At 55.0% G+C, this 15,198-nt stretch carries 12 protein-coding genes; 7 read left to right on the plus strand and 5 right to left on the minus strand.

Features of this window, described 5'->3' with window-relative positions; all coding sequences use genetic code 11:
• Nucleotides 1-6 precede the first annotated feature (6 nt).
• Nucleotides 7-1,530, minus strand: coding sequence for an L-arabinose ABC transporter ATP-binding protein AraG (araG, locus tag G544_RS0118665; RefSeq protein WP_027275986.1), 1,524 nt, complete (start codon nt 1,528-1,530; stop codon nt 7-9).
• 167 nt (nt 1,531-1,697) lie between these two features.
• Entirely contained in the window at nt 1,698-2,687 is a 990-nt protein-coding gene (locus G544_RS0118670; RefSeq protein ID WP_027275987.1) for an arabinose ABC transporter substrate-binding protein, read from the minus strand.
• A 399-nt stretch (nt 2,688-3,086) separates the two neighbouring features.
• Here G544_RS0118670 and G544_RS0118675 point away from each other — a divergent pair, with 399 nt between their 5' ends.
• From G544_RS0118675 to araD, 3 genes are all read left to right on the plus strand, one after another.
• A complete protein-coding gene (locus G544_RS0118675) occupies nt 3,087-4,763 on the plus strand; it encodes a ribulokinase (RefSeq protein WP_081650833.1) in 1,677 nt (558 codons plus the stop codon).
• Between the two features lie 64 nt (nt 4,764-4,827).
• Nucleotides 4,828-6,330, plus strand: a complete 1,503-nt coding sequence (araA, locus tag G544_RS0118680; protein ID WP_027275989.1) for an L-arabinose isomerase — start codon at nt 4,828-4,830, stop codon at nt 6,328-6,330.
• A 369-nt stretch (nt 6,331-6,699) separates the two neighbouring features.
• The gene (gene araD / locus G544_RS0118685) at nt 6,700-7,398 is read left to right on the plus strand and encodes an L-ribulose-5-phosphate 4-epimerase (RefSeq protein WP_027275990.1); all 699 of its coding nucleotides are present in this window, start codon (nt 6,700-6,702) and stop codon (nt 7,396-7,398) included.
• A gap of 57 nt (nt 7,399-7,455) precedes the next feature.
• Here araD and G544_RS0118690 read toward each other — a convergent pair whose 3' ends face one another.
• From G544_RS0118690 to G544_RS0118700, 3 genes are read right to left on the minus strand one after another with little or no spacing between them, the layout of a single operon-like run.
• Entirely contained in the window at nt 7,456-8,136 is a 681-nt protein-coding gene (locus G544_RS0118690) for a toxin-antitoxin system YwqK family antitoxin (protein ID WP_027275991.1), read from the minus strand.
• Between the two features lie 31 nt (nt 8,137-8,167).
• Nucleotides 8,168-9,643 carry a muropeptide MFS transporter AmpG gene (gene ampG / locus G544_RS0118695; RefSeq protein ID WP_027275992.1) on the minus strand — a complete coding sequence of 492 codons (1,476 nt, stop codon included), beginning with the start codon at nt 9,641-9,643 and terminating at the stop codon, nt 8,168-8,170.
• Nucleotides 9,644-9,689: 46 nt separating this feature from the next.
• Entirely contained in the window at nt 9,690-10,280 is a 591-nt protein-coding gene (locus G544_RS0118700) for a YajG family lipoprotein (protein WP_027275993.1), read from the minus strand.
• Between the two features lie 318 nt (nt 10,281-10,598).
• On the opposite strand from G544_RS0118700, the gene G544_RS0118705 reads away from it, so the two are divergent.
• From G544_RS0118705 to clpX, 4 genes are all read left to right on the plus strand, one after another.
• Nucleotides 10,599-10,895 carry a BolA family protein gene (locus G544_RS0118705; RefSeq protein WP_027275994.1) on the plus strand — a complete coding sequence of 99 codons (297 nt, stop codon included), beginning with the start codon at nt 10,599-10,601 and terminating at the stop codon, nt 10,893-10,895.
• Between the two features lie 319 nt (nt 10,896-11,214).
• Complete coding sequence (tig, locus tag G544_RS0118710; RefSeq protein WP_027275995.1) at nt 11,215-12,519, plus strand: trigger factor; 1,305 nt, start codon at nt 11,215-11,217, stop codon at nt 12,517-12,519.
• 102 nt (nt 12,520-12,621) lie between these two features.
• Entirely contained in the window at nt 12,622-13,257 is a 636-nt protein-coding gene (gene clpP, locus G544_RS0118715; protein WP_036024601.1) for an ATP-dependent Clp endopeptidase proteolytic subunit ClpP, read from the plus strand.
• A gap of 141 nt (nt 13,258-13,398) precedes the next feature.
• On the plus strand, nt 13,399-14,673 hold the full coding sequence (gene clpX / locus G544_RS0118720; RefSeq protein WP_027275997.1) for an ATP-dependent protease ATP-binding subunit ClpX: 1,275 nt from the start codon (nt 13,399-13,401) through the stop codon (nt 14,671-14,673).
• Nucleotides 14,674-15,198: the final 525 nt, after the last annotated feature.

Raw genomic sequence — 15,198 nt, forward strand, 5'->3', positions numbered from 1 at the left:
CTTCTTTTAGGCAGCCGCTTCGGCGGCTGTCGTTAACATGGCCAGGCTTAACGCTTTTTCTTCTGTGGCGTCATCGTGACTGAGTTCACCGGAGATAGCGCCTTCGCGCATCACCAGAATGCGGTCGGCAAGCCCCAGCACTTCCGGCAGGTCGCTTGATGCGAATACCACGGCGATGCCCCGCTTGGCCAGCTCATAGATAACGTGATAAATCTCGTGCTTGGCGCCGACGTCGATGCCGCGCGTCGGTTCGTCCAGCAGGATGACCTTCATCTCTTCGGAGAGCCAGCGGCCGAGAATCGCCTTTTGCTGGTTGCCGCCAGAGAGGTTCATAATCAGCTGCGCGGCAGAGGGCGTTTTGATATTCAGTTCCTGAATGCGTCTGTCGGCGTTGCTGTCCTCCCAGGCATTGTTGATAAGGCAGCCTGCGGTCAGCGTTTTGCGGCGCGCGCTGATGTTGATGTTATCGCGCACCGAGTGAACGGGAATGATGCCCTCGGCCTTGCGGTCTTCCGGGCAGAGCATGATGCCTTGGCTAATTCCGTCTATCGGCGACTGAACGTTCAGCCGCTCGCCGTCCAGCGTTATCTCGCCGCCGGTAATGCGGGTTGCGCCAAACAGCGACTTGAGCAGCTCGCTGCGGCCCGCGCCCACCAGTCCGAACAGGCCGACGATTTCCCCCTGGCGCACCTGAAAGCTAATGGGGTGCTTGACGCCGGGCGCTTTGACATTTTTAAGCTCAAGGCGTACCGGGCCGTGCGGCCTTGGGCTGTAGCCATAGATATCGCCAAGCTCTCGGCCAACCATGGTTTGCACCAGTTCGTCGTTGGTGAGGTTGGGAATATCGGTAAAGGTTTTCATGTAGCAGCCGTCCTTGAAGACGGTGATGGCGTCGCTCAGGGCAAAAATCTCCTCCATGCGGTGCGACACGTAGAGGATGACTCTGCCTTCGGCGCGCAGTTCGCGGATAACGCGAAACAGGTTCTCTATCTCTCGAGCGGAGAGGGAGCTGGTGGGTTCGTCAAAGGCGATCACTTTGGCGTTGCGCGCCAGCGCTTTGGCTATCTCCACCATCTGCCACTGGCCGATGGAAAGGTACTTCAGCGGCGTATCGGGGGCGATATCCAACCCTAAGTGTTCCAGCTGCACCTTGGCTTCGAAGTTGAGCAGCTTTTTATTGACGATGCCGCCGGCTTTGGTCGGCAGCTGGCCCAGATAAATGTTTTCCGCCACCGTCATTTCGGGCACCAGGTGGAGCTCCTGATAGATGATGGCGATGCCGGCGTTGAGGGCGTCCATGGTGTTGTTGAACTTGACCGTTTGGCCCTTTAGCCGGATTTCTCCGTCGGTTGGGGTGTAGTTTCCGCTGAGAATTTTCAAAAGCGTTGACTTCCCGGCGCCGTTTTCCCCCATCAGTGCGTGAACCTGGCCCGCGTGGCAGGTAAAGCTGATGTCCTGTAGCGCTTTTACGCCAGGGAAGGCTTTACTGATGCGGCAAAATTCAAGGTAAGGAGGCTGTTGCACAGACATAGGTCGATTCCTTAATAGCGCTTATTGCTCTCAACGAAAGGCCTAAACGGAGGTTGAACGAAGTCCTTCCGGCAGGCGATGGAATAAGCGTGATTCAACTGTCAGCGTACGTAATTATTGGGGTAAGCCTGTCGGGCGGGCAGGGTAGGCCTGCCCGCCGGTAAGGATCACTTAGGCCCTAACCCTTTCTTCTCTAGCTCTGCTTTAAAGTTATCGCGAGTGATTAGAACAACGTCGGTCACTTCGGTAAACTTGGCCGGCTCTTCGCCTTTGGTTTCCCAGTTATAGAGCATCTGGATGCTCTTATAGCCGTGGATGTCCGGGCTGGGCAGCAGTGAACCGTAGAAGCCGGTGGCGCTGGACTTGGACAGCTCGTTAACGGCGTCAACGCCATTAATGCCGATGCCGATGACGTTTTCTGGCTTAAAGTTCTGGCCTTCCGTCGCGCGTACGCCGCCCAGAACGGTGTTGTCGTTCATGCCGACAATCAGCCAGTTCTTGACTTCAGGGTGCTGTACCAGCATGGAGTTAGCGGCGTCAAACGCGCCGGGGATGTCGTTGGACTTGGTGGGAACTTGATAAATCTGCTTTTCCGGGAAGCCGGCGGCCTTCAGCGCTTCCATTGAGCCGCTGGTGCGGCGGCGCGCGGTGTCGAGTTCGTTTGCGGTAATGGCCATAACGCCGGTTTCGGCGACGTTCCACTTACGCTTGTTCATCTCTTTCCACAGCTCTTGGCCCTGACGTTCGCCAATTTTGGTGGCGGCCATCATGACCAAAGGAACGGTTTCCATCGGTTTGCCCTTGGCGTTGACAAACTGGTCGTCAACGGCAATGACCTTCAGGTTATAGCTTTTCGCCTTCGCCATAATAGCAGGGCCGAGCTTGGGATCTGGCGTACAGATAACGAAGCCTTTAGCGCCGCTGGCGGCTAGGCTGTCGATAGCGTTAAGGGTTTTTTCTCCATCGGGTACGGCGATTTTAATCACGCTAAAGCCAAGATCTTTACCGGCTTTGTCCGCAAATGCCCACTCCGTCTGGAACCAGGGTTCCTCAGGTTGTTTAACAAGAAAGCCGAGCTTCATCGTTTCAGCGATAGCTGAATGTGACATAATCGCGGACAATCCTATCGCGGCAAGCGCTTTAGTGAATTTATGCATATCGTCTATCTCTCCTGTTCGTATCCATATAGCTAAAACAGCTGTGATAAAAAGGGTGATGCAGCGAGATGTACCTGAGTTGTAAAAGCCAGACTCGTAACGATTCACCGATATAGCTGGATATTGAGCCGATAGTGTCAAAGTTTTTAACAACGTGGCTTAATTATTAGACGTAAAAAGATATGAGAGATTAGAGCGCCATCACAAACGAGAATTACAGCAATTTAATGCATATATTCAGTTGAAATGTGATGTATTTTGATTTTGAACTGGATCACAATCTGCAGGGAGAAAGCAATATCGTGCATATATCTAGCCAACGGCTCCTCGCCGGTATCGCCGCTTTTTCTTAAGGTATTCCCAAATAATTCTAACTCTATTATTACGCTTGAGGTTTGTATGGCGAAAGATGCGATCGCGCTCGGATTGGACTTTGGCAGCGACTCCGTGCGGGCGCTGGCCGTTGACTGCGTCAGCGGCGCGGAAGTGGCTACCGAGGTTGTCTATTATCCTCGCTGGAAGCAGGGGCTGTTTTGCCAGCCTGCCGATAACCAGTTCCGTCACCACCCGCTGGACTATATCGAGTCAATGGAAGCGGCGATTAAGGCCGTCGTCGCTATGCTGACGCCGTCGCAGCGCGAAGGCATTGTCGGCATCGGCGTGGACACCACGGGGTCGACGCCTGCGCCTATCGACAGAGAAGGCCGCATTTTAGCATTGCGTCCTGAATTTGCCGACAATCCGAACGCCATGTTCGTGCTGTGGAAGGATCACACGGCAATAGAGGAAGCGGAAGAAATTAACCATCTGTGTCACAGCGGCCAGTTCGAAGACTACACTCGCTACATTGGCGGCGTTTACTCTTCCGAGTGGTTCTGGGCTAAAATTCTGCACGTTTCAAGAGCCGACGCGAGAGTGCGCGATGCGGCGGTTTCCTGGATTGAGCTCTGCGACTGGGTGCCTGCGCTTTTGTCCGGCACCGAAGCGCCGGAGAACGTCATGCGCAGCCGCTGCGCCGCAGGCCACAAGGCGCTTTGGCACATGGACTGGAACGGGCTGCCTCCGCGCGACTTCCTGAACGCGCTGGATCCGATTCTGGTTAGCGATCTCGACTACCCTCTGTTTACCGATACCCATACCGCTGAAAAGCCGGTCGGCCAAATCAGCAAGGCCTGGGCCGCGCGTTTGGGCATTCCTGAGAGCGTGATGATTTCCGGCGGCGAGTTTGACTGCCACATGGGCGCCGTCGGCGCGGGCGCTCAGCCCTATACGCTGGTGAAGGTCATCGGCACCTCGACCTGCGACATCCTGCTGGCGGAAGAGAATTTGGTCGGCGATCGCGCCATTGCCGGCATTTGCGGCCAGGTCGATGGCAGCGTCGTACCGGGGCTTATCGGCATGGAGGCGGGGCAGTCTGCGTTCGGCGATATGTATGCCTGGTTCAGCCGCCTGCTGGCGTGGCCGCTTAACTATGCCGCCGAGCAGAACCCCGACATGGCCACCTCTTTAAAGCAGGTGGAGTCCATGCTGCTGCCCGCCCTGACGGAGGCTTGGGCGAAAGAAACGTCTTTAGACCACCTGCCGGTGGTGTTGGACTGGTTTAACGGCCGCCGTACGCCGTTCGCCAACCAGCGCCTGAAGGGCGTGGTGGCCGATCTGAATCTGGGCACCGACGCGCCGACCCTGTTCGGCGGGTTTATCGCTTCAACCGCCTTCGGCGCGCGCGCCATTATGGAGTGCTTCGTCGATCAGAATATTCCGGTAGAAAACGTGCTGGCGCTGGGCGGCATCGCCCGCAAATCTCCGGTCATCATGCAGGTCTGTACCGACGTGATGAACCGACCGCTGCAGATTGTGGCTTCCGATCAGTGCTGTGCGCTGGGCGCCGCCATTTTTGCCGCCGTCGCGGCCGGGGTTTATGAGTCGATCCCGCAGGCGCAGGAGCACATGGCCTGTAAAATTGAACGCACGCTAACGCCGGATCCGGCGCGCGCGGCCAAGTATGAGCAGCTTTATCAGCGTTATCGGCAGTGGGGCGGCGTAGCGGAACCTTGCTATGCCGCAAAGACTAAGTAATCCGTTAAATGTGATGAACGCCTGACGCCATAACGTTGCGCAGGCCCGTCTGTGAGGAGTCGATATGAGTGTTTTTAGTCAGTTAGAAGTCTGGTTTGTCGTCGGCAGTCAACATCTGTATGGGCCTGAAACGCTGAAGAAGGTGGCCTCTCAGGCGCAGGAAGTGGTTGATGGCCTCAATAGAGACGCGGGCTTGCCCATCAAGCTTACGATGAAGCCGTTGGCGACCACGCCGGATGAAATACTGACCGTTTGCCGCGAGGCCAACTATCAGAAAAACTGCGTCGGGATTGTGACCTGGCTGCATACGTTTTCTCCGGCGAAAATGTGGATTGGCGGTCTGAGCGTGCTGGAAAAGCCGCTGCTGCAGCTGCACACGCAGTATCGCAATGAGATCCCCTGGGACAGCATCGACATGGACTTTATGAACCTGAACCAAACGGCGCACGGCGGCCGCGAGTTCGGCTTCATCGGCGCCCGCATGCGCCGCGAGTTCACGGCGGTGGTCGGTTCCTGGCAGGACAAAGGCGTTCATCAAAAGCTGGATCGCTGGATGCGCGTTGCCGCAGGCCTTTATGAGAGCCAAAACCTGAAGGTGGCGCGCTTTGGCGACAACATGCGCGAAGTGGCGGTGACGGAAGGCAACAAGGTCTCGGCGCAAATTGCCTTCGGATACGCGGTTAACGGCTACGGGCTGGGGGATCTGGTTTCCGTTGTCGACGCCGTATCCCAAGGGGACGTTAACGCGCTGATTGACGAATACGAAGCCACCTACCGGTTGACCGACGTGGTGAAAGTGGGCGGCAGCAAGCGCGACAACCTGATCGACGCGGCCCGCATCGAACTGGGGCTGAAGAAGTTCCTTGAGCAGGGCGGCTTTGGCGCCTTTACCACCACGTTTGAAAACCTCTACGGCCTTAAGCAGCTTCCCGGCCTGTCCGTACAGCGCTTGATGCAGCAGGGCTACGGCTTTGGCGCGGAAGGCGACTGGAAGACGGCGGCGCTGCTGCGCATCATGAAGTCGATGGCGCGCGGCCTTAAGGGCGGCACCTCCTTTATGGAGGATTACACCTATAACTTTGCGCCGGGCAACGATCTGGTGCTGGGCTCACACATGCTGGAAGTGTGCCCGTCCATCGCCAGCGAAGAGAAACCGCTGTTGGACGTACAGCATCTGGGCATCGGCGGCAAGGACGATCCGGCGCGGCTCATCTTCACCGCTCCTGCGGGGCCTGCGCTGAACGCCAGCCTTATCGATATGGGCGACCGTTTCCGCCTGTTGGTGAATACGGTCGATACGGTGACGCCGCCGCATGCGCTGCCTAAGCTTCCGGTCGCCAGCGCGCTGTGGAAAACCCATCCTTCGCTGGAAGTGGCGGTCGAGGCGTGGATCCTGGCGGGCGGGGCGCACCACACGGTGTTTACCCAAGCGCTGGACGTCGAGCACATGCGCATCTACGCCGACCTGTGCGGCATTGAGCTTTTGGTTATCGACAACGAAACGCGTATTCCGGCGTTTAAAAATGAAATCCGCTGGAACGAGGTTTACTATAAGCTTTGCCGCTAAGCGTGAGTTCTCGGTGTTCGAGATTACTGACAGAATTTTTGAATAGAATATACATGACTTATGGAGTTAAACGGCGGGAGAGGCCTCCGTTGGGGTCGACTTGGCGTAAGCCAACGACAAACCAGCGCAAGCTGGTTTGAACAGCGCTTGCGCTGGCCCGTTAGGGTGAAGCCGAAAGGCTTCATAACGGCCCGTAGGAGGGCTAGGCCCGCCGCACTCCCAGTGCTAATACAGGCGCTCTTCCGGCCGAGCACGATAGTGATATAGGCAGATTGTATTTTCGGCCGGAATATCCTCTGAAGCCAATTAGAATAGTATGAAGCGCTGATTGCTAGCGCTTAGCTTTTTATGACATTTGGAACACAGACTATGTATCAACAGTTAAAACAGCAGGTGCTGGAAGCCAATCTGGCTTTGCCTCGCCACAATCTGGTGACGTTCACTTGGGGCAACGTCAGCGGCGTCGACCGCGAACGCGGCGTGATGGTTATCAAGCCTTCCGGCGTCGAGTATGAACACATGGGCGTTGAGGATATGGTGGTAGTGAGCCTGTATTCAGGAAAGGTCGTGGAGGGCACGAAAAAGCCGTCTTCCGATACTGACACTCACCTGGCGCTCTATCGCGCATTCCCTGAAATTGGCGGCATTGTGCACACCCACTCGCGCCATGCGACCATCTGGGCGCAGGCCGGTCGCGACCTGTCCGCCTGGGGCACCACGCACGCGGACTACTTCTACGGGCCAATCCCCTGCACGCGCCGCATGACGCCGGAAGAAATCAACGGCGACTATGAGCTGGAAACCGGCCACGTTATCGTTGAGACCTTCAAGTCTCGCGGGATTGCGCCGAAGGACGTTCCCGCCGTGCTGGTGAACTCCCACGGCCCGTTCGCCTGGGGAACCTCGCCGGACAACGCGGTGCACAACGCCGTGGTGCTGGAAGAAATCGCCTACATGAACCTGTTTACCCGCCAGCTCTCTCCCGAGCTTGGCGCCATGCAGCAGGAGCTGCTGGATAAGCACTATTTGCGCAAGCACGGGAAAAATGCCTATTACGGGCAGAAGTAGTGGACGGGATTGAAGTGTAAAAAAACGCGCCTGAAAACGGCGCGTTTATTATACCTGTCATTTGAGAGAGTCATCCGGAGACAGCAACTGATACTCCGTTTCCTGATAATGCCTGAATTCTCTTTTCGTTAGCTCTCGGCCCTGCATGTCCCAATATTTCCACTCGCCGACGTCTTCAGAATAGTGCTGCTCGCCTTCGTGGCTTTTTTGACCGTTGGGGTACCAGTAGGTGGTATGCCCATAGGGCAAGTCTTTATACAGCGAGCCTTTCATCCAGGGCTTGCCGTTGATGTACCAGCTTTGAAACGAGCCGCGCTCTTCGCCTCTTACGTCTTCGCCGTATTTCTTCCCGTTGGGATACCAGGTTGTTATCGTTCCCTTAATGCTTTGGCTGTCTCTTATCGGGCTGATAACGTTAACGTCGGCGCTTTCGCTGAGTTCGTACGGATCGGTGAACTTTCGGTCGGAGTCGCTGTAAAACTCCTGCACCATATAGTGGCCGTTGGGCAGGATGCCGACAAAGGCCCGGTAGATGGGGTAGGAGCGACTAACGCTCTTACTGCCCGCGATGTCGTAGTAGATAAAGCCGTTTCCCTGAGCGACGATTTCTCCCGGTTTCCACGGCGCCGCTTTTGTCGCCTCTTGGTCGAGAGGAATATCGGTAGGCACGTTGGCCGTTTTTGTACACCCGCTTAGGGCAAGCAGGCTGAATAATATCAACAGGCAGTTCTTTAACATGGCAATGTCCTTATAGACGCAAACGGTGCGCTTACTTCTCCACGGGCTCCCGGATGGCGCGATAGTCCAGAATGCAGCCCAGCGCGATCCCCAGCAGGGTTAACAGACTGCCAACAACAAGCAGGCCGCTTTTTAAATAGTAGAAGCCGCTGTGCGCGTCCGCTGACCAAAACAGTAACGCCAGCCAAATGCCAAGCAGCGTTACTCCGGCTACCACTAAGCGAATGGCCTTTTGATAATAACCGGCAAAGCGCGTGCGTGGTAAAAAGCCGCCCGTCTCCTGCGTATAGGCCAGCGTCTGGCGGGCGAAAATCAGCAGGGCCAGGCCGGGTAGGGCGACGATGACGGTAAACAGATAGAACAGCGGCCAGTCGTAGCGCTCGACGAACCAGCCCGCGACCGGCCCGACGTAAACCCGGCCTACGGCCGACAGGGCGGACAGCAGGGCGAACTGGGTGGCGGAAAACGACCTGTTGCACAGCGTCATCAGCAGGGCGACGAAGGCGGCGGTTCCCATGCCTCCGCACAGGTTTTCAAAGAAGATGGCGCTGCCCATGGTGATAAGGCTTTTGTCGGTCACCGCCAGTATCCAGTAGCCGAAGTTGGACACTGCCTGCAGGATGCCAAACAACATCAGCGCGCGAAACAGCGTCAGGCGCTGCATCAGGATGCCGCCTATCAGCACGCCGATAATCGTTGCGAGCAGGCCCAGCGTTTTGTTGACTAGCCCGACTTCACCGGGTAAGAAGCCGACGCCGCGAATAAGGAACGTGGTGCTTAAGCTGCCGGCGAAGGCGTCGCCCAGCTTGTACAAAATGATCAGCAGTAAAATCAGCCAGGCGTTGTTGCGGCCGAAGAAGTCTTTTAGCGGCTCAACGACCGCCAGCTTCAGCGTTTTGGGGGATGGGGTGGTGTCCGGCTCTTTCGCCCACAGCGTGGCGATGATGCCAATCACCATCAGAGCCGCCATCAGCCAATAGGTGCTTTGCCAGCCGATGTAGTAGTCGGCAATCCACAGCGCCAGCCCGCCGGAAACCAGCATCGCCAGGCGATAGCCCAACACCGAAATCGCCGCGCCGTTGCCGCGCTGTTCGGCGCTCAGTACGTCGGTTTTGTAGGCGTCGAAGGCGATGTCCTGCGAGGCGGAGAAAAAGGCGATGAGCACCGCAAGCGCCGCCATCAGCCAGAGATCGTTTTGCGGCGTCAGGCAGCCGAGCGCGAGAATAAGCACCACCAGCGCAATCTGGGTCAGCAGCATCCAGCCACGGCGGCGGCCGAGAAACGGCAGGCGGTAGCGGTCCATCAGCGGAGACCAGAGAAACTTAAATACGTAGGCCTGGCCAACCAGCGAGAAGAAGCCGATGGTGGTGACGTCCATCCCGGCGACGGTGATCCAGGCCTGAAGCGTACCGGACGTTAGCGCCAGCGGCAGGCCCGAGGAGAAGCCCAGCAAAAGCAAAACGGCGGCGTTGCGTTCGGTGAACGCTTTAAAGTAGCTATTTGTCATAATGTTGCGCTCTCCCCGCGTTGAGCGCGGGGAGATACTGTCGCCGTTAGCCGCGAGCGTTTTGGCGAATGAAGTCGCTGATGGAGGTGTCTTCAGCCATATCCTGAATAGTCGAGGTCAGCGCGTCGTTAAGCACGTTTTCAATGTTCTTGTTGGTGGCGCTAAAGGCGCCTTTTACGTTGTGCGTCGAGCGGAAGTTTTTGGTTTGCGTCGCGCCGTTCTTCGCTTGGCAGATAATGGAGATATCTACCTTGGCGGAAATGCTGTAGCGCAGATCGCCTTCCTGCACGTCGGCGAACAGGTTATTAATAACGATTTGAACGTTGACGCTGCCTTCAGGGCCAACCATATAGCCGCGGGCGCGAAGCTGCTTTTCCAATACTTCCTGCATTAAAAAGCGCATGTCGCGAGACGGCGTCAGGCTCAGAAGCTGGCCTTCGCGATTCACTTTGGCCAGTGAAGGATCCTGACGCTGGTCGTCGCCCACCAGGCTTACGGTGGCGCCCATCAGGCTGGCGTCCTGCTGCGGCAGGGCGATGGTCGGATTAATGTTGAGCGTGGTGTCGGGGCGCGTCGCGCAGCCGGCCAAAAGAAACAGCGCCAACAGGGGGAAAAACAGGCGTTGGGATAAAGTTATTTTTCTCACGGTAAACCTTTTGTCGTCAGTTAATTTCCATGTGTACCGCCGGAACGGGGCTGTACCGGTCGTTGTCGCAGTTAATGCGCATATGGCTGTAAAGAACAGGGCATATCATATCACTGCTCTGGACGTGGGAAAGAGGAAAGTATGGGGAAAACGGCGCGTTTTTTACTCGCCGAGTCGCGTCGCGCAATGATTGATGATGGAAAAATGTCTTTTTTATACTTAAAGTCGATAAACAGACTATGATTCGTTTTCGGCAAGCGACAGATGGGCGCCCAAGGGCAAAAGGTAAACAGAGAGGAATGTCGACCCATGATGCAACAACAGATCGAACAAAAGCTGGCGGCGCTGTCGCCGACGTTTATCGAAGTGATTAACGAAAGCCACATGCACCACGTGCCGCCGGGCTCGCAGACCCATTTTAAAGCGATTGTCGTGTCGGCGGAGTTTGAGGGCAAGCGCCCGGTCGCTCGTCACCAGATGGTTTATGGGCTGCTGGCCGAAGAGCTGGCGAAGCAGGTTCACGCTCTGGCGCTGCATACCTATACGCCGCTGGAATGGGAAAGCGCGCAGGACGACGTGCCCGATTCTCCGGTGTGTAAAGGTTAGGGGCGTCGGAGATATTAATATAAACGAGTCGCGGTTCGCCTGTTTTTTGGGCAGTCTCGGGAGCATTGCTGCTGTAAAATGTACTTCTGAGCCCAAAATGACGATTTATCGCCGCTAAGCGCCTCTCTTTTCTCGACTCATAAACAATGCGCAGCTATAATGCGGCGTCTATTTTTTCCTGACTTCATTCGGGATGCTTCTGACGATAAGGGATTGGATTGCGTTCTGTGCGGCCGTCCCGGTCTTAAGAAACGTTTTAGCGTCGGCTAAAAACGGCTTCTGAAGTTGACCGAGCACTGTGATTTTTTGAGGTAATAAGATGCAAGTTTCAGTTGAAACAACTCAAGGCCTAGGTCGCCGTTTATCAATTAATGTCGCAGCGGACGTGATTGAAGAAGCTGTAAAAAAAGAGCTTATCGATATCGCCAAGAAAGTGCGTATTGACGGTTTCCGCAAGGGCAAAGTGCCCATGAACATCATCGCTCAGCGTTACGGCGCTTCCGCGCGTCAGGACGTGCTGGGCGAGCTGATGCAGCGTCACTTCATCGACGCTATCATCAAAGAAAAAATCAATCCGGCCGGTGCGCCGAAGTACGTTCCGGGCGAGTACAAGCTGGGCGAAGACTTCCAGTACAGCGTTGAGTTCGAAGTGTATCCTGAAGTTGAGCTTAAGGATCTGGACGCGATCGAAGTTGAAAAGCCGGTTGTTGAAGTTAAAGACGAAGACGTCGATACCATGCTGGACACCCTGCGCAAGCAGCAGGCGACCTGGAAGGAAATCGACGCCGACGCTAAGGCTGAAGACCGCGTGACCGTTGATTTCACCGGTTCTATCGACGGCGAAGAGTTTGAAGGCGGCAAGGCGAGCGACTTCGTTCTGGCCATGGGCCAGGGCCGCATGATCCCAGGCTTCGAAGAAGGCATCGTTGGCCACAAGAAGGGCGACGAGTTCACTATCGACGTTACCTTCCCGGAAGACTATCACGCTGAAAACCTGAAGGGCAAAGCCGCTAAGTTCGCCATCGTGATGAAGAAGGTTGAAGAGCGCGAGCTGCCTGAGTTCACCAAAGAATTCATCTCTCGCTTCGGCGTTGCCGACGGCACGCTGGAAGGCCTGAAGGCTGAAGTGCGCAAGAACATGGAGCGCGAGCTGAAGGGTGCCGTTCGCAACCGCGTTAAAACGCAGGTTATCGACGGTCTGGTCAAGGCGAACGACGTTGAAATCCCGTCCGCGCTGATTGATGGCGAAGTTGACGTTCTGCGTCAGCAGGCGGCACAGCGCTTTGGCGGCAACCAACAGCAGGCGATGGAACTGCCGCGCGAACTGTTCGAAGAGCAGGCAAAGCGTCGCGTTCAGGTCGGTCTGCTGCTGGGCGAAGTCATCCGTAAAAATGAGCTGAAGGCCGATCAGGCTCGCGTTGGCGCGCTGATTGAAGAAATGGCTTCTGCTTATGAAGATCCGCAAGAAGTAATTGAGTTCTATAATAAGAACAGCGAGCTGATGAACAACATGCGCAACGTGGCGTTGGAAGAAGCGGCAGTGGAAACCCTGCTGGCTGGCGCTAAAGTTACTGAAAAAACCATGTCATTCAGCGAGTTAATGAATCAGACTCCGGCTGCGTAAGGCAGCCTGTGGATGCAGGTTAATAGTTGACTTAATCACTATACTTCTGCAAATATGGCTCGGAGGCTCTGTTTCCGGGCCATTTTTTATCGGGAGACAATAATGTCCTACAGTGGTAATCAAGACCGTTTTTCATCTGGCATGGAGCCGTCTATGGCGTTAGTTCCAATGGTGGTTGAGCAGACTTCCCGCGGGGAGCGCTCGTATGATATTTATTCCCGTCTGTTAAAGGACCGCATCGTTTTCCTTAACGGCCAGGTTGAAGACTATATGGCTAACCTGATAGTCGCTCAGCTGCTGTTTCTGGAAGCGGAAAACCCGGAAAAAGACATTTATCTTTACATCAACTCTCCGGGCGGCGTGATTACTTCCGGTATGTCTATTTATGACACCATGCAGTTTATCAAGCCCGACGTCAGCACTATCTGTCTGGGACAGGCCTGCTCCATGGGCTCTTTCCTGCTTACGGCCGGCGCCAAGGGCAAGCGTTTCTGCTTGCCGAACGCGCGCGTGATGATTCACCAGCCGCTGGGCGGATATCAAGGACAGGCGTCGGACATTCAGATCCACGCGGAAGAAATCGTGAAGACCAAGCGCCGCATGAATGAGCTGATGGCTCAACATACCGGGCAGTCTCTCGAAACGATTGAAAGAGATACCGATCGCGATCGGTTCATGTCGGCGCAGGAAGCCAAAGAGTACGGGCTGGTGGACGATATTCTGACCACGCGCTTGTAAATTCCTTTGATCGGCGCCATATAGGAATTCAGAAACCGAAAAAAGGCGAGGCGTGCTGCGATAGCAGCAGCATGCCCCTTGTTTAGTCGATGTTTCTGGCGCAGGACGCAAAAGAAAAGATGAAATTTAAGAGGTTTGCTGATGACAGATAAAGGCAAAGACGGTTCAGGAAAGCTGCTTTACTGCACCTTCTGCGGCAAGAGCCAGCATGAAGTGCGCAAGCTGATTGCCGGGCCGTCGGTGTATATCTGCGATGAATGCGTCGACTTGTGTAACGACATCATTCGCGAAGAAATTAAAGAGATCGTTCCGCATAGAGAGCGTAACTCACTGCCGACGCCCCATGAGATTCGACAGCACCTGGACGACTACGTTATCGGTCAGGAGCAGGCGAAAAAGGTGCTGGCCGTTGCGGTGTATAACCACTACAAGCGGCTGCGCAGCGGCGACGCCAACGGCGTCGAGCTTGGCAAGAGCAACATTCTGCTGATCGGGCCTACCGGCAGCGGTAAAACGCTGCTGGCGGAAACGCTTGCCCGTTTCCTTGACGTGCCGTTCACCATGGCTGACGCCACGACGCTGACGGAAGCCGGCTATGTGGGCGAAGACGTTGAGAACATTATCCAGAAGCTGCTGCAAAAGTGTGATTATGACGTGGAAAAAGCGCAGCGCGGCATCATCTATATCGATGAAATCGATAAGATCTCCCGCAAGTCTGACAACCCGTCCATTACGCGCGACGTTTCCGGCGAAGGCGTTCAGCAGGCGCTGCTGAAGCTTATCGAAGGCACCGTGGCTTCCGTTCCGCCGCAGGGCGGCCGTAAGTACCCGCAGCAGGAGTTCTTGCAGGTAGACACCTCTAAGATCCTGTTTATCTGCGGCGGCGCGTTTGCCGGCTTGGATAAGGTCATTGACCGTCGCGTGGAGACCGGCGCCGGCATCGGCTTTGTCGCCAAGGTTAAGAATCCGTCCGACAGATCGACAGAAGGCGAGCTGCTCAAGCAGGTCGAGCCGGAAGATCTGATCAAGTTCGGCTTGATCCCCGAGTTTATCGGACGCCTGCCGGTAGTAGCGACTCTGAGCGAGCTCGACGAAGCCGCGCTGCTGCAAATTCTGCAGGAGCCGAAAAACGCGCTGACCAAGCAGTATCAGGCGCTGTTCCGTCTGGAAAGCGTCGATTTGGAATTCCGTGAAGAGGCGCTTAGGGCGATCGCCAAGAAGGCCATGGCGCGCAAAACCGGCGCTCGCGGCCTGCGTTCCATCGTTGAAGGCGCACTGTTGGATACGATGTACGATATCCCTTCTATGGAGAACGTAGAGAAAGTAGTGATCGACGCGTCCGTGATTGACGGACAGTCTAAACCGCTGCTGATTTACGGCCAGCCGGAGCAGGAGGCTCAGGCGGCGGGAGAGTAAAGCAACCGCGTTAAAGCAGAATCGGCGACAGGCGTTTAGCGTGTCGCCGTTTTTTTATCCCTATTTCGGGTTTTTCATTCGAATGGCGCATGTTGACGCGTTGCGCTTTCCCTTCGATAGCCTCGGTATCAACATAACCAACTAATATTAATGAACTTATTTTCATTACCCTTGTTCATGTATATCGATTTTATGGGGTTTCAACATTTTTGAATTTGGTTAATTTGAGTTATTAACATTTTTAAAGTAAATAAGATCATATTTAATGATTATTTTGTAGACACTTCGCCATTTATTATGTTGTGTTAATTTCCTGCGTTAGCTTCTAGGGATTCCCCCTGTTATCCAAATTTAATTCTAATAATTATCTACATTTTGAACTTAACGATTGTGAGTTTTTAGTGTAACCTTTTGCTATAAACACCCATGCCTTACAAGTTATTTATTTGGAGTAAATTTTCATAACATATTGTATTTTTGTAAATTCAATGGGTTTTGTGGGATTTGTTTCATATTGATTTCAGG

The sequence above is a fragment of the Leminorella grimontii ATCC 33999 = DSM 5078 genome (genome assembly GCF_000439085.1).
GTDB lineage: Bacteria > Pseudomonadota > Gammaproteobacteria > Enterobacterales > Enterobacteriaceae > Leminorella > Leminorella grimontii.